Source organism: Paenibacillus amylolyticus (assembly GCF_003719335.1).
Classification (GTDB): Bacteria; Bacillota; Bacilli; order Paenibacillales; family Paenibacillaceae; genus Paenibacillus; species Paenibacillus amylolyticus_D.
The window spans coordinates 613,163-637,864 of sequence record NZ_RIAS01000001.1 but is presented as its reverse complement, the minus strand read 5'-3'; the positions used below and the strand labels follow the sequence as shown (position 1 = coordinate 637,864).

General features: G+C 47.3%; 6 protein-coding genes. All 6 read left to right on the top strand.

From position 1 onward, the window contains the following. The first annotated feature begins 48 nt into the window (after nucleotides 1–48). From EC604_RS02820 to EC604_RS02795, 6 genes are read left to right on the top strand one after another with little or no spacing between them, the layout of a single operon-like run. Nucleotides 49–16,842 (top strand): non-ribosomal peptide synthetase/type I polyketide synthase, encoded by a 16,794-nt coding sequence (locus tag EC604_RS02820; RefSeq protein WP_123062640.1) that lies wholly within the window; start codon nucleotides 49–51, stop codon nucleotides 16,840–16,842. Next, nucleotides 16,832–20,974, top strand: a complete 4,143-nt coding sequence (locus EC604_RS02815; RefSeq protein WP_161556837.1) for a beta-ketoacyl synthase N-terminal-like domain-containing protein — start codon at nucleotides 16,832–16,834, stop codon at nucleotides 20,972–20,974. The genes EC604_RS02820 and EC604_RS02815 overlap by 11 nt, the downstream gene beginning before the upstream one ends. Beyond that, nucleotides 20,971–21,228, top strand: a complete 258-nt coding sequence (locus EC604_RS02810; RefSeq protein WP_090914993.1) for an acyl carrier protein — start codon at nucleotides 20,971–20,973, stop codon at nucleotides 21,226–21,228. The genes EC604_RS02815 and EC604_RS02810 overlap by 4 nt, the downstream gene beginning before the upstream one ends. Then, nucleotides 21,225–22,382: an acyl-CoA dehydrogenase family protein gene (locus EC604_RS02805; RefSeq protein ID WP_123062638.1), complete on the top strand. Its 1,158-nt coding sequence runs from the start codon at nucleotides 21,225–21,227 to the stop codon at nucleotides 22,380–22,382. The genes EC604_RS02810 and EC604_RS02805 overlap by 4 nt, the downstream gene beginning before the upstream one ends. Next, nucleotides 22,379–23,359, top strand: coding sequence for an ACP S-malonyltransferase (locus EC604_RS02800; RefSeq protein WP_123062637.1), 981 nt, complete (start codon nucleotides 22,379–22,381; stop codon nucleotides 23,357–23,359). Before EC604_RS02805 ends, EC604_RS02800 begins: the two co-directional genes overlap by 4 nt. After that, nucleotides 23,356–24,678, top strand: a complete 1,323-nt coding sequence (locus EC604_RS02795) for an aspartate aminotransferase family protein (RefSeq protein ID WP_123062636.1) — start codon at nucleotides 23,356–23,358, stop codon at nucleotides 24,676–24,678. The genes EC604_RS02800 and EC604_RS02795 overlap by 4 nt, the downstream gene beginning before the upstream one ends. Nucleotides 24,679–24,702: the final 24 nt, after the last annotated feature.

Genomic DNA, 24,702 nt, shown 5'->3' with positions numbered 1-24,702 from the left:
TATGACAACACAGCTTGAATCTCAATTAATGAATGAGGTGTGGTCGTGATGGTACGTAAAACCGTGGAACTCTCCGAAACACAAAAGGGAATTTATTTCGATTGCCAAGTGAATGATCCTTCTTCTTATAACATCTCGGCTTCGATACAATTAGAAAGGCTTCAACTTGAAGCCTTTCGACGTTCGATTGAATTGCTTATGCATGAACAAGTCGTACTCCGCACGCATATTGAGATACAACAGGACAGACCAGTCCTAGCGATCCAAGATGATATGGAGTACTCCCTGATTTTGCGGGATCTGAGTCAGGAACATCAGGACAACAAGGAACAACAACTGGAGGCATACATTGAAGAATGTATTCAGGCTCCCTTCATATTGGAGCAAGGCCCTCTGTTTCGAATCATGCTTGTACACATAGATGAGAACAGACACGTTCTTACTCTCTGTGTCCACCATTTAATCTGTGATGGTATGTCGCTGGAACTTTTAAAAAATAAACTTCTCCATGCGTACACCTGCATTCTGCAGGATCTACCTTGGGAAGTAAAACAGGATCAAGGTTTTATCTCTTATATTGAAGCAGAAAACCTGAAGTTACAGGAGAACAAGTATAATCGGGAGCGTGAATTCTGGTTATCCAAATTGAAGGGCGCAGAGCCCATGGCACTACAGCATGACTATCCGACTGGCGGTTCGCAGATCGGTGTGGGGCATGAGCAGCGTTTTGAAATTCCCGAAGCGTTGATGGCTGACATTACACAGATGTCAAAGGACCATGAAGTTACTGTATTTATGTTTTTCATGGGGGCATTCAGCATTCTCTTGAATAAATATGCAGGCAAAGAGGATATCACGTTTGCTTCTCCGTATTCCCACCGTCCGGGTATCGAATTGGAAGAAACGATTGGCTGTTTTGTACATATGTTGCCGATGCGGTTCCAGATTGATCTTGAATCAAAATTTGCTTCTCTCCTTAAGCAAGTTACTGCAGCCTGGATCGATACGTATAAACACATTGGCTATCCCAATAATCTAATCGTCAGAGACAGTATGTTGCAGGTGCAACCAGGTTCCCCATCGGTATTTGACATCTCCTTTGTGTATGACTCATATGAGGATGATCTGTCAGGAAGCCAGCTTGTGGAACAGGATAAGGTTACTTTCCCAGGTGATCTGATGGTTGTATTGAACGGCACACCTCAAGGTACACAGCTGAAACTGCAATATAAACCGAATGTGTTTCGAGCAGACTCCATTGAACGAATGGGTCAGCGCTTCTTGTTCCTCATGCAACAGCTGGTAACTGAACCAGCGAAGAGCATTGGTGAATACAGCCTGCTGATGCAGGAAGAGCAGGAGCAATTGCTGCATCAATTTAACCAAACTTCATATTTTCCCTATACTCCGCAGCATATCATCGATGTTTTTCATACAAAAGTAACAAATCACCCAGAACGAGTCGCCCTACTGGAAGGAAAAGAAAAACAAACCTACGCACAAGTTAATGCAAAGGCCAATCAACTGGCAAAACAGATCATCGCACGAAAAAAGACCGAAAATGAGGCAGTCGGTGTTCAGATGCCACGTTCTTCCGATCTGGTCATCGCCTTGCTGGCTGTTCTGAAGGCTGGATGTGCTTTTGTTCCCCTAGACCCTTCCTATCCGGTATCCAGAAAAGCCTATATTTTATCCGATGCGAATATATCCACCGTCATTGCCATCCGGCCAGAAGTGGAGGATGACTCTCTTCCGGCTCACTATATCTACACAGAAGATGGGATGGTATACACGGGAGATAGTTCCAATCCCGAAGAGCCTTTAGATCCTTACAGTCTCGCCTACATTATGTACACGTCGGGATCAACGGGCAAACCTAAAGGAGTCATGATTGAAAATCATAGTGTGGTCAATACATTGCTCGATTTGGAACGTCGTTTTCCAGTACAAGCAAGTGATGTGTATATGTTAAAAACAGCGTATACCTTTGATGTATCCTGTACAGAATTGTTTGGTTGGTTTATGGGTGAGGGAGCATTAAGTATTCTGCCGCCAGGCGAGGAGAAGAACCCTGATCAGATCTTGACTACAGTAGCTGAACATCACGTAACTCATATCAACTTTGTACCGACGCTATTCCGTCTTTTTCTCGAAACGATGGAACTTCGCTCTGATCTCTCGGGACTGGACACGCTGAGATGGGTATTTGTAGGCGGAGAGGCCGTCACACCCGATATCATTAAAAAATTTAACAAACTGAATATCCGGGCAAGCCTGGATAATGTATATGGTCCTACAGAATGTACGATATGGGTCTCCCATTATCCATTGAGTACCTATGAGGGGCATGGAAACATACCTATTGGTTCCCCGCTGAACGAGTCCAGATGGTATGTCGTGGGAAGCCGGGATGAATTGCAGCCTTTGGGTATTCCGGGGGAACTATGTCTAAGCGGTGTAGGTCTTGCACGTGGATATTTGAATCTGGAAGAAATGACAAAGGAGAAATTCGTTCCTAATCCTTTCTTTGACGAAGAGAAGGACCCTGATCATTTCAGAATGATGTACCGCACTGGGGACATGGTTCGATCCCTGCCAAGCGGAACGATTGAATACCTGGGACGCATTGATTTTCAGGTCAAAATTCAGGGTGCAAGGTTAGAAACAGGTGAGATAGAAAATACCCTTTCATCCTACCCGGGAGTCATTCAAACCGTTGTTGTGATGAAATCATCCGATACAGGGTCCGGTTTACTGTATGCCTACTATCTGTCGGAACAGGAATTGCCCATAGCTGATCTGAGAGAACATTTGTCCAAATCTCTGCCGGCCTATATGATTCCATCTGTTTTTGTACATAAATCGGAGTTCCCACTCAATAGCAGCGGGAAAATTGATCGCAATGCGCTAATCGCAGATACCACGCATATTCACACTTCAAGTACGGCTTACGTTGCTCCTGCTACGGAGTTGGAGCAAGAGATTGCTGCCGTATGGGCGGAAGTACTCGGGGTGGAGAGGGTCGGAAGAGACGATCATTTCTTCGAACTGGGTGGCAATTCATTTTCCGTTATTCAGGCCCATAATCGATTAAAACATCGTACTGATGTGGACTTTCCGGTGCCCCGTTTTTTTGAGTGCCCTACATTGCGGCAGTTCGCAGCAATGGGACAAAAACAGGAAGCAGCACCGATACCGATGTTGCGAGAAGAACGTTTTGGGCGGAAAGCGGGTATCCTGCGTGAGGATATTGCCATTGTAGGAATGTCCGTGAATGTACCCGGAGCAGAGGATATTCATGAATTCTGGCGTAATCTGATGGCACAAGAGGAGAGCATTCATTTTTACAGTGATGAGGAACTGAGGACACTCGGTGTAGACGAGACGTTGCTGCGTTCCCCTCGTTATGTTAAAGCCAAAGGACGGGTCAACGGGATTGAGGAATTTGATGCAGGTTTTTTTGATTATACACCTGGCGAAGTTAAAATGATGTCCCCTCAGTTCAGACTGATGTATCAGGGAATATGGGAAGCGTTCGAGGATGCAGGGTGCAGACCCGATGAAGCAGGCAAAGTTGGCGTATTCCTCGGTGGATCGGATGACTTCGAGTGGTATCGCCAAGTGCTGTTTGGGGATGCGGGATACAGCAGTAAATATGAAGCATTTACACTCAGCACCAATCATTTTTTGGCTACGCGAATGGCCTATAAATTAAACCTTAGAGGTCCTGCTTATACAGCTCTTACGGGATGTTCAACGTCTTTGGTGACTCCACATCTGGCATGCCAGTCTTTAATCGTTGGGGAATGCGATGTGGCTGTAGCTGGTGGAATTACGGTGGAGCTGCCGAATGAAGGTGGCTACGTGTACGAGGAGGGCATGATGTTTTCCTCGGATGGCCATTGCCGTCCATTTGATGCAGCCGCAAGCGGCACGGTGTTCTCCAATGGTATGGGGATCGTGGTGTTGAAGCGGTTAAGCGATGCTTTGCGAGATACAGATCATATTTACGGGGTCATTAAAGGTTCAGCCATTAATAATGACGGTCAGGAGAAGCTTAGCTTTCTTGCGCCAAGTGTAAGCGGTCAGGCAGAGGTCATTCAGGATGCGTATCAGGCAGCCGGAGTTGATCCCGAAACGGTTAGTTACATTGAGGCGCATGGCACAGGCACACTTCTGGGTGATCCGATTGAAGTCGAATCGTTGACACGTGCTTTTGCCTCCGAGAAAAAGCAGTTCTGTTATCTTGGCTCAGTAAAAGGCAACGTGGGACATACGGATACAGCGGCTGGCGTCGTTGGTTTGATTAAGGTTGCACTTAGCCTTGATCAAGGTTATATCCCGGGTACCGCCAATTATGAACAGCCGAATCCGAAGATTGATTTTGCAAGCACGCCCTTCAAGGTCAACTCGCAAGGGGTGGACTGGAAACCAGGTGAAGCTGGTGTTCTGCGTGCAGGGATTAATTCATTTGGTGTGGGAGGCACGAATGCTCACATGGTATTGGAGGAGGCTCCCAAGATGGACAAGTGCAGTCCGGATGATGATGTTAATGTATTGCTTTTTTCAGCCAAAACAGAGTACTCGCTGAGCCGCACTGCTGAACAAATTATGGAGCATCTCGCACAGCATCCACAGCTGTCCGTTTCGGATGCAGCGTGGACATTGCAGACCGGTCGAACAGGTTTTGCTTATCGTAAGGCACTGGTTCTGGATAAAAGCTGGAAAGATGATCCCGAGCAATTCATACGTCAGCTGGAGAAGGCAAAAATGGTTCATTCGCCGCAAGATCGGCGCCCGGTTTATTTTATGTTCCCTGGGCAGGGCAGTCAGTATCAAGGCATGGGTGTGGCATTGTACAAATCGACAGAACAGTCGGGCATTGCACCGCTGTTCAAGAAGCATGTACAGCAGATTCTGGATCTGCTAGCTGAAGAAGAACGGGGAGAGATTCTTTCTGTTGTATACGGTGATGAGCATCCAGAGCGAATTAACCAGACGGAGTACAGCCAGTTTGCACTATTCATGACCAGTTATGCTATGGCTCAATCTTTGATCGATCTGGGTATCCGGCCAGACGGCATGATTGGACATAGCATCGGAGAACTGACAGCAGCTGTGGTTGCAGGTGTATTTGATCTTGCAGATGCTGTACAGATCGTAAGACTACGGGGACGTTTGATGCAGCAACAACAGCCCGGTGTCATGCTCGCCATCATGGAGGACTCTCAGTTGGTAAAATCCCAATTGGAAGAAGATACGTGGCTGGCTCTGGTTAATACAACAGGTTCAAGTGTTATTGGCGGGACAGCAGAGGCAATTGGCCGAATGGAAGAAAAGGCTGGAAGACTCGGCTGGAAATGCGTTCGTGTGAAAACTTCCCATGCCTTCCATACACCGATGATGAAGGATGCTGCGATGGAGTTTGAACACAGTCTGTCGGCTTATTTGCTGCACAGCCCGCAGATTCCATTGCTCTCCAATACAAGCGGAACATGGGCATTGCCGGATGAGATCGTAAATCCGAACTATTGGGCAAGGCATATTTTAGAACCCGTTCTGTTTGAAGCAAATCTGGCGGAAATGTTAAAAGAAGAACAAGCTGTATTCATCGAGGTTGGGGCAGGACGCACATTAAGCTCGTTTGTGAGACAGCACATTCAGTCCAAGGAAACACAAACCGTATTGAATATGCTGCGTCATGTTAGAGAAACAGAACCGGACGTGCTGTATACCACCCGCAGAATCGCCGAGTTATGGTGCGAGGGCATCGAGCCGAAGTGGAAGGTATTCAAGGGACAGAACGTACGCCGCAAATGCTCCTTGCCAACCTATCGTTTTGATAAGCAGCATTATCCCATTGGTCAGTCGCTTATTGGTGGTGCGACGTTGGAAGGAACAAGCGGTAGTCAACATACACCTCAGACGAGTGAACGATATAGCAACACGTCCCTTTCCATTGCGGGAGGTTATGCAGGTAGTCTGGGGGCCATGAAACGGGTTGTTCTGGAGGCGTATGAAACCATTTTTGGCATAAACGACCTGGAAGAGCATGTTAATTTCTTCGCCGTTGGTGGAGACTCGCTGAAAGCAGTCAGTTTGTCCGCATCGATCCGGTCTTCCATCGGGATTCAGGCAGAGGTTGCGGATGTGTTTAACCATGCTACTCCAGCCCAACTGGCGGAACATCTCTTTGCGATGGTTGAGCCGCAAGTACAGAAGCAGAACATGATTGAGGCTGCACCGATTATGGATGCCTATCCGATCTCATCTGCGCAGATGCGTATGTTCACCCAATCAATGCTGGATCCAAATAGCACGGCGTATAATTTGCCGTCGGCCACCCTGATCGAAGGAGACTTGGATCATGCCAGAGTAGAGGCTGCACTGGAAAAGCTGGTGCAATGTCATGAAGCACTTCGAACGACGTTTGAAATACGCGGAGATCAAGTCGTGCAGATTGTTCATCCATCCGTTCCTTTAGATTTCAGCTTTACCGAGCAGTATTTAGCCGATGCACAAGAGATTTCTGCTTTGATTCCGACACTGATTCGTCCTTTTGTGCTTCATCATGCTCCACTCATGCGAGTGAATCTGATTAGAACAGGAGCGCGCAAGCATCTGTTGTTCTTTGATATACATCATATTATTGCGGACGGTACTTCAGTTGAGTTAATTACACGTGACTTCAATGCACTGTATTTTGGGGAGGAACGCACTGTCCGGTTACATTACAAAGATTATGCGGTTTGGCAACAGCAACGTCTTACCTCCCAGGCATATCAGCCGCATCAAACATACTGGCTGGAACGTTTGGGTCCGACGCCGCCTGTACTGCAGCTTCCGCTTGACCATGATCGTCCATTGCAGCGAGCGATGCAAGGTGAACGAGTTCATTTCACGTTGAGCCACTCGTTATCGGAGCGATTGCACAAGCTGGCTTCATCCACGGAAGTTTCCATGTATATGGTGATGTTGAGTGTATGGAATCTTCTGTTAGCGAGTCGAACAGGTCAGCAGGACATCGTAGTCGGGACCCCTGTAGCCGGTAGGTTACAGGAAGAATGGAAAGAAACAGTCGGAATGTTTGTCAATATGATTGCCATGCGGAATTATCCAACATCAGATCGGGCGTATACTGGCTTTTTACAAGAGCTGAAACAGAATACACTTGATGCTTTTGCGCATCAGGAGTATCCATTCAATGAGCTTGTAACGCAGCTTGGACTTAAGCGGGAACTGAACCGTAATGCCATCTTTGATGTGTGTTTTGATTATCAGAACATGGAGTTGCATGATCTTGAACTTCATGGACTTCAATTCAGTTCTATTCCTGTGGAGACTGGAGTCTCAACCTATGACCTGTTGCTGACATGTCAGGAGAACAGGGAACAGCAAGTCATCGAAGGATACATTGAATATGCGCTAGACCTGTTCCGGGGGGAAACAGTTGAGCGTATGATTCAGGACTTCATTGAACTATGTGAGCAGGTTGTGCAGCAACCGGATGCACCTCTAGGTCAACTGTATGAACGAGTCCAGTATGCTTCGGGAGCTGAGGTTCATCGGTTGGCGGGACCCATTTTGCATTATGATCATACCCTGAGCTTGCATCGGTTGTTCGAACTACAGGCAGAGCGTACACCAGACAAGACTGCACTTATTGTTTCTTCGGGCAAGGAACTTACCTACCTTGAGCTTAATGAGCGAGCGAATGCGCTGGCTTGGAAGCTAATTGATCGAGGGGTGCGCAGAGATGAACCTGTGGGCATATTAACTGGCCGGAATGAAACTCTCATTATTATGTTGATCGCAGTACTTAAAGCGGGTGCAGCCTATCTGCCTATAGATCCAGCATTTCCACCGCAACGTATTCTGGACATGATGCAAGATAGCAAGATGAAGTTGCTGCTGTGCACTGCTAATAAGGCCGATGTCGTGGCCTTTGAAGGAGAACGCATCGTTTATGAGCCTGATTTTGCTGACGAACGTTCAACTATTAATCCAAATGTGGACGTCCTGTCTTCTGACTTGTCTTGTGTCATCTTCACCTCTGGATCCACCGGAAGGCCTAAAGGGGTGATGATTACTCATGAAGCGATGGTCAATTTTGTGGAAGACATCAGACACCGAAACATTTTTGAATATGAAACAGACCGAATGATTAGTGTAACAACGGTGTCTTTTGATATTTTCGGATTTGAAGTGTGGGCACCATTGTGTACAGGATATTCTCTATATTTGGCAGACGAGCAGGAGCAGCTTGATCCCGTTCTTGCCGCGCGCCGGATAAGGCAGCATGGCGTAACGCACATTCTCAGCACGGTGTCTCGGATTAAAGCATTTGTTGAGAATTCGGAATTTGCCAAGGCACTTTCTCATCTTCGGTGTGTCCTTACGGGGGGAGAAAGTGTTCCGGCAGGGCTTCTGACCGATATTAAAAAATATTCGTCCGCCCGTGTCTTTAATATGTATGGCCCTACAGAAACGACGATTTGGTCAACGACCAAAGAGTTGCAACAATCTGGACTCATCACGATTGGCAAACCCATTGCTAATACGGAGCTTTATATCATGGATGAGCAGGGTGAGCTACTGCCTCCCGGAAAGTATGGGGAACTCTGTATTGCAGGCCGCGGGGTGTCCAGAGGTTACCTGAATAATATGAGCGAAACGACTGCCAAGTTCATTGACGATGCGAAGGTTTTGGGTGGACGTATGTACCGGACAGGTGACCTGGCTCGTGTGTTGCAGGACGGAGAGGTCGAACTAGCAGGACGTTTGGATCAACAAGTGAAGATCAGAGGGTACCGGATCGAATTAAACGAGATCGAGCAAATGGCTATGAGCTATGAACGTTTAAGAGAAGCCGTCGTGACGGTCGAAGGAAACCAGCCTGAGCGGTTGCAACTGGTTCTCTACTACAGCTTGAAGCCGGACGTAAGTGTATCAAATAAGGAAGAGCAGGACACATTGCTTAGGTCTTGGCTCAAACAGAGGTTGCCACAGTATATGATGCCTTCACGCATCATTCGTCTAGACAAATTGCCGGTTCTGCCGAATGGCAAACTGAATCGGAATGCTCTTCAATGGACTGACTTTGGAGCTATTGAGGCGATCGAAGCTAATGAGAAGCCAGCTCCATCTTTCATTGCTGGTTCCTCTTCTCCAGTGGGAAGAGAAGAGGCTCGCAAAGAGCTGGAACAGATGCTGATTGAAACATGGAAAGAGATGTTGAACCGGGATCATGTCGGAGTACAAGAGCACTTTTTTGATATTGGCGGTAACTCGCTAGGTCTGATCTTAATTAATAACCGGTTAAACGCATATCTGGGGAAAAATATTCCGCTTGTGCAGTTGTTTGAACACTCTTCCATTACTTCGCTGGTTGATTATCTGATGTCTGAACAGATGTTGACTGCTGTGGATGTCCCTGTTCAGAATAAACGTGAGCAAGAACATGTATCCAAGGAAGTCATCGCGAGCACGAGCACTGCGGTCAAACCTGATCCTTTCATGATGCAAGAAAGAGTGATTATGGACAGAGCCGCCCATGATCTGGTGGAGGAGCAGCGAAAACGCCAAGAACAGGCAATAAATATCAAAACAGATGCCGATGTGAACAGCAGGAACAGAAGCACTTCCCCATCGGATATCGCTGTTATAGGTATGGCCGGTCGTTTTCCAGGATCAAGAAATATTGAGGAGTTCTGGGACAATCTGATGGCAGGTAAGGACGGCATTACCCGACTGACTGAAGAAGAATTGGCAGCAGCAGGGGTGCGGCCTGAAGAGTATAAACATCCTGAATATGTGCGAGCTAAAGGCGTTTTGCAAGATACCGAGTTTTTTGATTCCGGATTTTTCGAATACCCGTATCAGGAGTCCAATATGATGGATCCGCAGATTAGACTGCTTCATCAGTGTTCCTGGGAGGCACTTGAACATGCAGGCTGTGATCCATATCGGTACTCAGGTTCCATCGGTTTATTTGCCGGAAGCGGATTGAGTTTACCTTGGATGGTGCAATTCTTGGGTCGTTCAGGTGATCTGTTGCAAGCTTTTGAAGCGATGACGCTGAATGAGAAGGATTATATTACGACACGTATATCTCACAAGCTGAATCTAAGAGGGCCAAGTATGGCTGTGCAGACGGCATGCTCGACCTCGCTCGTCGCTATTCATCAGGCAGCAGAATCACTGATCCGGGGAGAATGTGACGTGGCTCTCGCAGGGGGAGTGTCCATCTCTTATCCGCTCAAAGAAGGGTATCACTGGCATGAAGGCATGATCTATTCCAAGGATGGGCATTGCCGAGCATTTGACGAACAGGCATCAGGTACCGTTTCGGGGAACGGGTGCGGCATGGTTGTGCTGAAGCCGCTTCGTGATGCTTTGCGCGATGGGGATCAGGTCTTTGCCGTGATCAAAGGCTCAGCGATTAACAATGATGGATTGGATAAAATCGGATATACTGCGCCAAGTGTTACCGGACAGGTGAAGGTCATTCAAACCGCACTTGACCGTTCGGGGGTGTCTCCACAGGAAATCAATTATGTGGAGGCACATGGGACAGGCACCAAGCTCGGTGATCCCATCGAGATCGAAGCACTTAGACAGTCCTGGGGAACGGATAAACGTAATTATTGCGCTCTCGGTTCGATCAAAGCAAACATCGGTCATCTGGACGCTGCAGCTGGTGTTGCTGGATTTATCAAAACCGTTCTAACGTTGCATCACCGAACAGTTCCGCCGCAAATTTATATGGAAAGAAGCAATCCCATGCTGGAACTGGAACGCAGTCCTTTCTACATTAATCGGGAGCCGCAACACTTCAAAGATCAGGAGCAGGTTCTGCGCGCAGCGGTAAGTTCTTTCGGGATTGGCGGCACGAATGCTCACGTGATTTTGGAGCAACCGCCCGTACGAGAGAGTCAAAGTGTCTACCAGCCTGTACACTTACTCCCGTTCTCGGCCAAGAGCGAATCGGCTTTGAATCGAACGTACCAATCGATTTTACAGGCACTCGAAAACATGCCGGAACAGGTGCCGAGCGCTGCTTGGACATTGCAAGAAGGGAGAGGGCGATTTAATCACCGGAAAGCTCTTGTCGTTGTGGATGGCTACGTCCCTTCGCAAGATCAGGTGGAGGAACATGAGGCACAAGCGAGTGTGATACAGGGGAATAAACCTAGAGTGATGTTCTACATCCGTGGGAATGTCCGATGGGAACCACACGTAATTCGGGAACTTTATGCTTCCAGGTACCGCAGTCTAGTGTCTGATCGATTCAAGCAACACTTTGAAGAAGTACTGAACTTTTTTGAATCCAAGGAACAGTATGCACTTCGCCAGAGTATAGGCAGGCCGATTCAGGATTCACGTCTGAAATTTATGTATTGCTTTGTGGTGCAGTACGCTCTGTTTGCAACGTTGATTGAGTCAGGGATTAAACCCGATGGAATATGTGGAGAAGGTGTCGGTGAACTGGTCGGACAAGTAATTAGCAATACGCTTGAGTTGGCTCATGCAGTGCGTCTGTTATATAGCCGTGAAGATTGGCAGACACAAGAAGGTACCTTATGTGAAGCAATGAGTACAATCGGCACATCGAGAAATCTTTTACAGTCTGCGGAAAATACACTTTGGGTTACAGCCTATCCGCTGCAGAACGATGAGCTTGTTGACAACGATATGTTGAAGGATGCGCAGGTTATCTCTGTTACTGGAGATCGTTCCAGCTCACTTGAAGCAGATATCTATTTCATGAAAACATTGGGATATTGCTGGTGCAGAGGCATTGAACTCCATTGGGAGCAGGTTAATGGCCAGGGATCGGGGCAAAAGATATCTCTTCCGACCTATTCATTCGATCCAATCGTTCATAAGCATGATGTTCCGCTATACCTGCTTTCGGGTATGCCACAGGCTGCTGCTTCGGGGAACTCTTCACCGGAACAAATGATGGGTGGCAAGAGCGGAGTCCGGTTGACCGGGGATGAAATATACGACGCAACGGCACAGCTCTGGCAGGAATTGCTTGGTTGTGAGTCCGTAACCTCGGAAGATGATTTCTTCCAGCTTGGCGGACATTCCTTAAAAGCTATCACTCTGGCATCGCGAGTCAAGGAAACATTTGGAGTTGCGATGGGACTAGAGGATGTTTTCGATCATTCTGTCTTTGCCCGTATGGTGGCGTGGATTGATCAGCAACAAGACACGGGATTGGAGCATTCGGGAGCAGGAGACAGCATTTTACCGGCAGCATACAAAGACCGATACAAGACCACTTCTGCGCAACGAAGAATGTTCGTGGTACATGAATGGATGCAAGGGGAGAGCACAGCATACAATCTCGCAAGTTCCTACCGGTTGCAGGGTGAGCTGGATACGGCACATTTTGCAACGGTGATGGATGCTCTCGTGCAGCGTCATGAGGCGTTTCGTACGCGATTTGAAATGTTTGAAGGTGAACTGTATCAGGTCATTGAGGATCAGGTTCCAAGTGTGGTGGAATTGCTGGAACTTGAAAAAGAAGAGCCAGAGCAGCAATTGATGCAATGGCTGCAACCATTTGAGCTGACCCAAGCACCACTGGTCCGCGTAAAACTTGCCCGCCTGTCCGACGAGGAACATATTCTGTTCATAGATATGCATCATATTATCTCTGATCAGAGCTCCATCGCGATTCTTATGCAAGAATTTGCTCGGTTGTACAGTGGAGAATCTTTAGAACCATTATCGATTCAGTACAAGGACTATGCTGAATGGCTTGATCAATCTACATCAATCGGGCATGCTGCCGAAGATGAGGCGTTTTGGCTTGGGGAATTCAAGGATGTGCCTGCGCCTGTCGAATTGCTTACAGATTACCCTAGACGTGGGGAACTTTCTAACCAGGGTGGCCGAATTAGCTCTGAGCTTGGAGAACAATTAAGTGAACAGATTAATGATTTTTGTGCAAAACAGGGGCTTACTCCATACATGTTGTTCATGGCGGCTTTAAATGTGTTGATCTCCAAATACACGGGACAGCATGATTTGGTCTTGGGTACAGCTGTAGCAGGAAGAGAAAAGCCAGAACTGAATAACGTCATGGGTATGTTTGTAAACATGCTCGCCATTCGTACTATATTAAACAAAGATCAGCCTATTGAGCTTTATCTGAACGAGGTTCGCAGCAAGCTGTTATCCTGCTATGAACATCAGCAATATCCATATGAAGCGTTGGTTGAGAAGCTTGATCTGATGGGTGATGGGAGCCGTAATCCGCTTTTCGATATTGTTCTTAATTACATTAATATGGGTACGGATGAGCTTGAAGCAGGGACATTACAAGTTGAACCCTGGATGGAAGGCAAGGTCGATGCCAAGTTTGATCAGACCTGGACGGTCGTTGAACACGAGCAACAGTATACGCTTGAACTTGAATATCGTTCTGAATTGTTCCATACACAATCCATGGAAATGATGATGGACAAGTTCCGGTATGTCTTAACTCAGATGGTCACAGGGGAGGTTAAGCAGGTTCGCCAGATCAAGCTTACTGTGCCTGAAGAGGATGAATGGCTGTTGTTCGGTGTCAACGACAATCACATGGACTATCCGCGGGAAGCAACGATTCCCGAACTATTTGAGGAACAGGTTCAATTACATCCACAGAAGACCGCCTTGGTGTGGGGGGACGAGGAGTGGAGTTATGCTGATGTGTATGCACAAGTCCAGAAGCTTGCATCCCGCATACTCGAACAAGACGTGGCATCAGGCTCAAGTATTGCTTTGATCCTGGACCGCGGACCGATCCAGATGATTAGTATCCTTGCTACACTAACAACAGGTTGTCAATATGTACCAATTGATCCGGCGTCACCGCCGGCTCGCATTGAGTTTATCTTACAAGATTGCAATGCTTCTATACTCTTGACCGAAGAATCGTATGCCTCGGCATGGAAATCGGTGGTTCCACGTGTCATGATTCCGTCTGTAGAACTGGGTTCGTTTGTTTCAGGAGAGTCTGTAGAGCCTATAGTCCAGCAAATAAAGACTGCTGCAGCCGATCCGGCATATATCATCTATACGTCAGGTTCGACCGGAACGCCAAAAGGCACGGTGATGAGTCATCGCAATGTCATTAAAGTGATGAAGAAAAGCAATTTTGTGACGGTGGTGCCTGAGGACCGGGTTTTACAAGTTTCCAATTATGCGTTTGACGGTTCGATCTTTGATATTTTTGCTTCATTAATCAATGGGGCCACTCTGGTACTCATACCAAAAGAGATTATTCTAGATATGGCTCGTCTGGCGGCAGTAATTCGTCAGCAGCAGATCTCTGTATTTTTCATTACAACCTCGTTGTTTAATATGCTGGTGGATTGGGATGCAGCATGTCTGAAACATGTTCGCAGAGTGATGTTTGGGGGCGAAGCGGCATCCGTGAGCCACGCAAATAAAGCAATGGCATGTGTCGGTCCAGGCGTACTGTTAAATGGATATGGACCGACGGAAGCGACCTTCTTTGCCTCCTATTATTTGCTGGAGCAAACAGAGCCGTATACCGACTCTCTGCCAATAGGTTATCCGTTGTCCAATACAGCTCTATATGTTCTGGATGAGGATATGAATCCTGTTCCTGCCAATGTGCCAGGCGAGTTATACATCAGCGGGGATGCGGTAGGCATTGGGTATTTGAACCGGGAAGAGTTGACTTTAAAACATTTTATAGCTGATCCTTTCCGCAAAGGCGAACGGATGTACCGGACGGGCGATATCGTCAAGCGTCTACCTGATGGCAGCTTGATCTTTATTGAACGATCTGATTTTCAAGTGAAAATCAGGGGATTCCGAATCGAGTTATCCGAGATCCACAATTGTTTGGAGCAGCTTCCGGGAATCAGGGATTCGTTTGTGATGACAGCCACAGATGCTTCCGGAAGTTTATATGTCACTGCCTTTTATACATGTGAATCCAGCGCTGCACGAGCGGTTGATGATGTTCGAACAGAGTTGCACAAGCGACTGCCCGAATATATGGTACCTGCACAGATCTGGCGAATGGATCATCTGCCTATTAATGCTAACGGCAAGGTGGATCGGAAGGCTTTAGCCGATCTGGTAGAAGCACAGTCCGTTCCTACAGCGACAGATTCTGTCCTGACGGAGATCGAGCGAAAAATCCTTGCAGCGATGAGAAAGGTGCTGAGTAATCCTAACTTTGGCGTAACCGATCATTTCTTCCAAAACGGCGGACATTCGCTTAAAGGTATCGCACTTACGCAAATTTTGTCAAAAGAAGGAATTGCCATCAGTGTGAGCGAATTATTCCAATATCCTACAGTTAAAGCGTTAGCGAATTCGCTGGAAATGTTGAATTCCCCATCCAGTTTATTCGAAGAAAGCCTGCAAATTCAGTCCCCTATCGCAGTTCCCCAAGACATATCACTTCATGAGAAACAATTGGACAGCCTGGCATTACATGTCTTGAATAATTGTAATCAGGTTTCAAGTTTTATGGCGGGAACACCTGTTATCGGTCGTTTCCCACTATCTCCAATTCAACGAGCACACGCTTCTACAACTGCGCGAACAAGCGGTTTTACAACTATATTGGAGGGTAATTTAAATGAATTTACTGTGAAAAGACTGATTCTCGGGGTGATTGCCCGTCATCAGTTGCTACACAGCATTATATATGAGGAAGACACGTTACAGTGGCATCAGTGTGATTTGTCCGAAGCAGCAGATATGTTGCAACAGCTCATCCCGTATCTTGATGTTCGTCACTACGCCCTTGCTACGCTGGAACAAATGGAGCACAAATTAATTCAGTCGCTATTACACAATTCTTATACACTCGATGGATTGCCATGGCGTCTGTGTATTCTGCGAACAGGAGCTAGTAAGCACAAACTGATTTGGAGTTTCGATCACCTTGCCTTTGATGGCATGAGCGCCGAGATCATCAAGCAGCAACTTGATTCGGCAATTGCCCGTAACCAGCAAGCTGGGATGATTGATACAGAAGGTTCATTGGAAATACGCAAATACGAGGATTATGTAAACATGCTGTCTCGGGGACCTGTTAACATCACTGAGCATGAGCTCGAGGAGCAGTACTCCATTCAGGCTTGGCAGCAATGTAATAGTAGCGTTATGAATCAACTGTTAATCACCGCAGGCGAGTCAGAGCCCTCCGCCATAACGGTTGAAATACCGCGTACAGATATTACAGACCAAGATCTTAATGAGTCCTGGTGGAATTATTTCAAATCCTTTGCCGGCATTGTCGCATCTTATTTGAATACAGATGAGTTGCCTGTTGCGCTTGTGCATTACGGCAGAGAGTACGGACAAGAAACTTATTATGATCACGTGGGTGAATTCCTCGATCTGATTCCGATTCTTGTGCATGCTGATTTTGCTCAGGAAGATTTGATGGAACGCCTAGATTTCACGAAACGACACAGTATTAACTTTATGGCACTAACAGATGATTCGGTCATGAGGTCTCCATATTCCAAAATTCAAAAACAATTGGCTGCAGCTTACAGACAGACGGGTCAGGAACCAAGGAAACTTATTTTGTTCAACTTCCAGGGCTTTATCTCCTGCGAGGAGACAATTCCAGAGTCGGAACAGATTGATGACTCAGATTCTAATCCGAGCCTCGCATATATGGAATGGGTCATTCGATATGATGAAAATTCTATTTACGTGCACCTGGGTTGTCATACAGGTTTGGATATGGAGCGGTTAAAACAGCAGATTGAGGAGCAACTCGGCAGTCACGGGAATGTAAAAGTGAAAGTTCATAATGAGGCAGTGGAGGTGCAACATGTCCAGTAAATCCATACAACGAGGGCCGGAGTTGATTGTGCCGGAGCATTATGCAACAGTTGCTGAACTTCTTATGTATATCGCTGACAAACATCCGGATAAGGGAATCACTTATATCAGTTCATCTGGAGAAGAACAGTTTGAATCGTATCCTGAGCTGCTGAAGCAAGGACGTTTGTATCTCCAAGGCCTGCTTGAGAGCGGGTTAGCTAAGGGAGAAGTCGTTATATTAGAGATTGATCATTCACAGCAGTTTTATCGTACATTTTGGGCTTGCATCCTGGGTGGCATTATTGTCGCCCCGGTCAGTCCTCCTGCCTCCTGGGAGCCGGGTTCAGCTGGTTTGGAGAAATTCACGAAAATCTGGGGAATCCTCGGGAAACCTGCTGTAGTGGTAGAAGAAGCATTTTTGCCAAAATACAAGCAGCTTGCTGAGAGTCCAATTTTTGAGGGATTGAACTGCATTAGCGTCAGCAAGCTTCAGACAAGCTATACACTTGCTGAAATAAGTCTGACTGCTCCTGAAGAGGTCGTTTTTCTACAGTTTTCGTCAGGAAGTACAGGTATCCCTAAGGGGGTACAGTTAACCAACCGCAATATTATTGCGAATAGTATTGCATGCAAGACTTTCCTTGGTGCTGAAGAAGGAGATAACGTGTTTACCTGGCTGCCTCATACGCATGACATGGGAATGTTTGGGCAACACCTAACAACTGTACTAAGCGCTGCTAATCTAATGGTTATGTCTCCGTATACCTTTGTACGATCACCTCACTTGTTCCTGCGCAAAATTACGGAACATCAAGGGAAGTGGTTTTGCTGCACAAACTTTGGCTTTGAATGGATGGTTCAAAAGATCCCGGATTCCAAACTGGCTTCGCTAGATTTGTCTTCGCTACGCATGGCCTTAAACGGTGCCGAGCCTATATCAACCAAAGTCATTGAACGATTTGCTCATAAATTCAGTTCCTGTGGTTACCGCACGGATATGATGTTTCCTGCTTACGGCATGGCTGAGGCAACTGTGGGTGTGTGTACCTGGAGGTTGGAAGAGGAACCGCGCATCGAACAAATATCACGTAAAGCGCTTGTGCAACAAGGAAAAGCGATTCCGGTGGATGCCGCTGTTCATGACCCGGCAGATCTGATTGAGTTTGTGCATGAAGGTTATCCGATGACGGGAATCCAGATTCGAATAGCCGATGAGCACGGCGAAGTTGTCGATGAGCGCACGGTGGGTGAAATCCAGATTCGCGGGGAATCGGTAACTTCCGGCTATTATAATCTGCCAGAGGTCAATCGAGAGCTATTCGTGGACGGATGGCTGAAGACGGGGGATCTCGGTTTTATGGCGGAAGGCTCCCTGGTTGTAAGTGGGCGAATCAAGGATATCGTTTTTATCCGTGGGCAAAATCATTACGCACATGATTTGGAAGAAATTTTATATCAAAATGGCAGTATTCCAAGAGGCAATCTGACGGTCGTGGGACATTTCAACAACATTTCTCAAACAGAAGAACTGCTTGTATTTGTGAAATTTAAATCGAGTACACCGCAGTTTCTGGAAATAAGGAAGGACTTAATAGATCGGATGAGGGCTGGTCTAGGAATTGAGATTACTCATGTTCTTCCAATTAAGGTTATTCCGAAAACGACCAGTGGCAAAGTTCAGCGCTTTATGCTGAGAAACGAGTATGAGGGCGGTGCATTTAACAAGGATATCGAGGCCATTGAAGCGATGCTCCTTCAAAACCAATCACAGTCCATCGCGGAGAGCGTTCATCCTTTAACTATGGAGCAGACTGTGCGTGGGGCTTGGGCTGAGGTTCTACAGTTACCTGTGGAGAAAGTAGCCACAGATATTCCGTTTCTGGCACTAGGGGGAAACTCCATTCTTGCCTACCAATTACTTGATAAGCTGTCTGCACACATTGGACGTGAACTGGGACAGGAAGTACTCGTCTTTGGCAGAACGGTACAAGAAATGGTCGAGTATCTTCAGGAACTTCCCGAAGAGAATACGTCACTCGAAAAGGAAATACGCCCGGATAATCAGTTGAATGTACACCGAGCGATTGCAATAACAGGGTTGTCCCTTCGGCTGCCTGATGCAGATACACAAGAGGAGTTCTGGAGAAATCTCGTTCAAGGATTGGACAGTGTGGATCAGGTGAGTCTGGAACGGGCTGTACGCTCCAAACGGCCGGATTGGACAGATTGGATTGGAGAATTAAAGAACCCGGACACCTTTGACCACGAATTTTTTGAAATGCCAACGGAACAAGCTGCATTTATGGATCCGCAGCACCGAAAATTACTGGAGGTTGCCTATGAGGCGCTCGAGGATGCAGGCATGATCGTGGATCAGGAGGAGAAACGTGATGTTGGTGTATATGTCGGTATTAATCCCAGCTCTTACTTTGATCTCGTTGTAGATTACATGAATCGTAGCAAGGGATTCGAGGTGCACTCTCATGCGATGGTTGGCAATATGTCCAATATCGCAGCGGCATCGATCTCACATTTATACAATTTCACGGGCCCGGCGATGGCTATTGATACAGCTTGTTCTTCCTTTCTCGTTGCCTTGACGCAAGCGGTGGCGGCGATTCAGGACAAACGTATCTCTGGCGCGGTTGTAGGCGGTGCGAGCATTTTGGCAACACCTCATGTGCACCAGTTATCGCGTAATGCCGGAATCTGTTCATCTACACAACACACCAAAGTGTTCGATCAGGAGGCGGATGGTTCGGTTATTGGGGAGGGTGCAGTAGTTGTATACCTGGAGCCGCTAACAGAGGCAGTTCGCGCGAATAAACATATCTATGGCGTAATCCGTGGCACAGCGGTGAATAACGACGGATATTCGTTAGGCATTATGGCACCTAATCCTCAGGGACAGTATGAAGTGCTACGTGCTGCATATAACGATGCCAATCTCAATCCAAAAGAAATCTCGTATATCGAGGCGCATGGATCAGGAACAAGAATTGGAGATCCCATTGAGGTGAATGCGTTACTCCGTCTGTTTCAGGAGAAAGGATACGGCGAAGAAACCTCTATCGGTCTAGGCTCGGTCAAAACCAATATTGGACATCTATTCGCAGCTTCCAGTGGAGCCAGTCTGGCCAAAGTTTTGCTTAGTATGCAGCACAAGGAACTTGCTCCAAGTCTGCATATGAATAACCCTAATCCAGCTCTTCGTCTGGAACAGTCTCCATTTTATATCGTTAATGAGCATACAGACTGGAAGGTACCCGAAGGGAAAACACGTAAAGCAGGTATCAGTTCATTTGGTCTTGGCGGTACGAATGCCCATATTGTGCTGGAGGAGTGGAACGCACCGGCAGTTTGGGGACAGGACTCGGAACGGGATCAATTGTTAACCTTCTCTGCCAAGTCAGAGCAGGCGTTGCAGAAGCTGATTCATAACACCAAACAATATATGGAAGAACATCAGGATCTGCGCTTGACAGATCTGTGCTTTACACGGAACAGGTATCGAAAACATTATCGTTACCGTGCTGCTGTAACTGTAAGCGGCACTGGGGAGTGGAGTCAGGAAAGCTTGGAATTTGGCTTCAAAACGAGAAGCCGAGCCGCCCGCGTCAACATCGTTGTTGGAGGAAATAAGTTGGATCTGGCTGATCAGGAGTATTGGGTGAACGTGCTTGAATCCCTCATGCGTGCCGTACCTTCCATCCAGGAGGTTCGTGGCATTGACGGTGGAGAACAAATGGTATCCCAGCTCCAGCTGAAGGATAAGGCGTATTCCATCCAGGCTCCAGATAAGCAGACAACCATGCTGAACCGAAGCAAAATAACATCCGGAAGTATTCAGGACACAAGCTGCCCGATGGCGGATGCTGATATTGTTGTGATGCTGGCTGCAGGTGATGGGGTCAAACCTGCAGGAGGAACAGGCAAAGAGAGTTATATCCACTTGTCTGCGACGACAACGCTTACTATGGAAAAACAATTAGCCTTGTTGCTGGGACAGCTCTACGTGCGGGGGGCTTCACTGGATTGGGAACAGTTGCATCCCGATGGAACGGGCCAGATCGTACATTTACCAGCGCATCCATTCGAGCCACATGTACATTGGGTAGAGGTGAATCAGGGAACGGAGGTCTTGATATGACAAGAGAAGAGATTGAAGGGTTTATTAAAGGCGAAATCGCTGCCGCACTGAAACAGGAACCTGATGAGATTGATGAAGAAACGAATTTTTTGAAAATAGGGGTTTCTTCTGTTCAGGCACTCAAGATCATAAATCGTACTCGTAAACATCTACAGGTGGATATTAGTCCTGTTGCGTTGTTTGAATACAAGACGATTGCAGAATTCGCTTCATATCTTCATGAATCGCTTCTTCAAGGGGAGGCAGTCGAATGATTGAACTGGATTCGAAACAGGAGCAGGAGATTCTCCATGAAGCCGAGTTGTTTGCTGCCCGTGAGATTCGTCCTCATGCCCGGCAGATTCAGGAGCAGCAGTCCATCCCCCGTTCGTTAATTCGTGCTATGGCCGAAAGAGGGTATTTAGCTGCATCGATTCCACATGAGTATGGGGGAATGGGGCTTGGTCCTAAAGCATACGGACTGTTAACGGAAGTGTTTGGTAAAGCACTTCCGGCGGTTCGAAGCTTATTGACGGTACACACCTCATTGGTGAGCGAAACCTTGGTACGTTTCGGATCGCCAGAACAAAAGTCGTCCTGGCTGCCCAAGTTGGTCCGCGGGGAATGGATCGGAGCGTTTGGACTGACAGAGCCCGAGGTTGGATCGGATGCCAAAAACGTAAAGACAACTTGGCGGGAAGAAGCGGACTGTTATGTACTTAATGGAAAGAAAAAGTGGATAACCTTTGGAGACATAGCGGATGTATTCATTATTGTTGCCTCTCAAGAGGGGAGAAGTACAGCATTCTGGGTTGAACGCCAATTTGACGGTGTGCAGACACAAGCCATCGAAGGGGTAATGGTTGGCGGCGAGACAGGAATCGCTGAAATTGGTCTTGATGAAGTTCGTGTGCCCAAAAGCCATCTGATTGGGCGTATGCACGAAGGCTTTGAGTACATCGTAAGCGGTGCGCTTGATCAGGGCAGATATAGCATCGCTTGGGCAGGACTCGCTATAGCGCAGGAGGCTCTTGACTCCATGGTGACCTATTCACGTAAGCGAAAGCAATTTGACCAGAAACTCAGCCATTTTCAACTCATTCGCGGCATGATTGGTGATGCAGTAACGAAAGTCCATGCAGCAAGGGCATTATGTTTGCGGGCAGCCGAGCTTAGAGAAGCCAAGGATCCGCAGGCTGTCATGGAAACGACGATTGCCAAATATTTTACATCCAAAATTGCAGTAGAAGTTGCAAATGATGCGCTCCAGGTTCATGGAGCCAATGGAATTAGCAGTGAGTATCCGGTGTCCAGACTGTACAAGGAGGCTAAGATCCTGGAGATTATTGAAGGCTCTTCCCAGATGCAGCAGGAGATGATCTCACACTACGGGCTGAAAACCTATTACAAGCGTGGCGGTGGGCTATGACAATCTGCGCATTATTTCCAGGGCAAGGAAGCCAATATATCGGCATGTGCAGTGATCTCTTAGACAGGGAAACGGAAGTCCGGTTGATTTTTGCCGAAGCGAGTGAGGTTGTTGGATTTGATCTCAGAGATTTGATTCTGGCCGGCTCACTAGAGCAACTGACACAATCCGAATATGCTCAGCCCGCTGTCCTCACAGCAAGTTATGCGTTGTTTGATTCCTTCGTTCGCCGGACAGGAATTAATCCAGATTATGCGATTGGTCACAGCCTGGGAGAGATCTCTGCTTTGGTGGCTGCTGGTGCATTAAAGTTTGCAGATGCAGTCCAATTTGCGGCTTCACGGGGCGCTTTGATGCATCGTGCGATACAGGAGCAGAAAGGCAGAGCAGGCATTGTCGTTGATATGGGTCAAGCAGAACTCGAAAACATCGTTGCTAATATTCGAGAGGTTCATTACGTGACTATCTCAGGGTATAACTCACCTAACCAATTCGTTGTTGCAGGTGAGGCGGGAGGTCTGCGTTTGCTGGATGATCTCGTAGATCAAGCTGGAGGGGAATTTATTCCCTTCCGCATGATGCCTATGAAAGCAGATGCACCATATCATAGCGAACTGATGCAATTTATCCAGCCTGAGATGGAAGCGATGGTATCTAAGCTTGCCTTTTCCGAGCCTTCATTTGCGATATGTTCCACAGTGAACGGAGAGTTCATCCGAGCAGCAGAGGATATCCCAAGGTTACTGACAGCCCAGCTGTTGCAGCCGATTCACTGGATTCAGGCTTTAGGGCAAATTGGGCGGTTGGGTGCGACCATTTGGATGGATGTTGGCCCAGGCCAGAGTGCAAGAAATATGATTGCCGAGTATGACACTTCAATCACTGCTTATTCGCTGGATGATTCGCAGGATCAGTCGAAGTTGCTGGCAATATATGCGGCCGTGATTCAAACATATCGGGGAGGCGAAGCGCGATGATTACTTCAAATATGATGGCGTATAACCAGCGAGTGAAACAACACCTTCCTGGCGGTGTGCATTATAATTTCCACCTACCCTGGGAGGAGACACCGCTGCACTTTGCCCATGCTTCCCGAAGCAGGGTAACCGATATGAACGGCCGTGAGTATCTGGATCTCTATGCCCGCTTTGGTGCACTCATCGTAGGTCACGGGAACGAGGAATATAACGAATGCCTGAAGGATACGATTGATCGTGTTCTGTCGGTAAGCCATTGTGATCTGGACGCTGAGGCATTGGAATTAATCAATCAATATGTTCCTTCAGCTGAGATGATCCGCTTTGGATTGTCGGGTACGGAGATTGTACAAAATGCACTGCGCCTTGCCCGCGCCTGGACAGGAAAAAATCGTTTTGTTCGTTTTGAAGGTCATTATCATGGCAATTCAGATAACATTATGGGCGGTAAAACGCCCCGGACAGGATTGCCCGTACCTTCGGACTACCCTGGCGACATGAAGGGAACACAGGGAAGGGCAAGGGATGTCATGGAATCCCAATCCTATCTGTTGCCTTGGAACGATGCTGTCCGTTTAGAAGAATTGTTTGTTGAACATGGTGATGACATTGCAGCAGTAATCATGGAGCCGGTTTGTGTAAACGGTGGCGGAGTCATGCCAGCTCCAGGTTATCTGCAAAAGGTCAGACAACTATGTGATCATCATCAGGTTGTACTTATTTTTGATGAGATTATTACAGGGTTCCGTATGGGACTTGGCGGGGCTCAGGAGATGTTTGGTGTTACGCCTGATCTGACCACTCTGGGCAAAGCGATTGCTGGCGGAGGTGTTCCCGTGTCTGCTCTAGTTGGCCGGGCCGATATCATGAAGCTGCTGGTGGACAAAAAAGTCATTCATGCGGGAACGTTTAACGGTTATCCGTTAGGCACAGCCGCGGTGAAAGCAACGCTCGAAATGTTGGGCCGCAATGGAGGAGAAGCCATGAATCGTATGAATCGTCACGCTGAGATGATTCATGACATTCTCATAAGGGAAGCAGCGAAGGCAGGGCTGCCCCTTGTTGTTCAAGGCCCAGCGGGATGCGCTTCCTATCATTGCTGCACCGAAGAGCTTAGCAGTACGGCCGATTATACGTTTGAATTGATGTCCTTTGATATTTTGTTGAATGGCAAGCTCGCGGAGCACGGTATTCTTGTATCGACACTCTCTCGTATGTATCCAAACATTATGCTGGATATGAAGGATGTGACCTGGTTCAGTGAACGTGTACCTGGGGCTATTGCGGAGATGAAAGAGCTTTACGATGAACTTGTATAAAGCCAGATCAACAGGGAGAGAGGT

What these genes read in the sequence shown, in the direction of transcription:
- EC604_RS02820 (WP_123062640.1), top strand. Translation starts at nt 49, where the DNA reads ATGGTACGTAAAACCGTGGAACTCTCCGAAACACAAAAGGGAATTTAT.
- EC604_RS02815 (WP_161556837.1), top strand. Translation starts at nt 16,832, where the DNA reads ATGTCCAGTAAATCCATACAACGAGGGCCGGAGTTGATTGTGCCGGAG.
- EC604_RS02810 (WP_090914993.1), top strand. Translation starts at nt 20,971, where the DNA reads ATGACAAGAGAAGAGATTGAAGGGTTTATTAAAGGCGAAATCGCTGCC.
- EC604_RS02805 (WP_123062638.1), top strand. Translation starts at nt 21,225, where the DNA reads ATGATTGAACTGGATTCGAAACAGGAGCAGGAGATTCTCCATGAAGCC.
- EC604_RS02800 (WP_123062637.1), top strand. Translation starts at nt 22,379, where the DNA reads ATGACAATCTGCGCATTATTTCCAGGGCAAGGAAGCCAATATATCGGC.
- EC604_RS02795 (WP_123062636.1), top strand. Translation starts at nt 23,356, where the DNA reads ATGATTACTTCAAATATGATGGCGTATAACCAGCGAGTGAAACAACAC.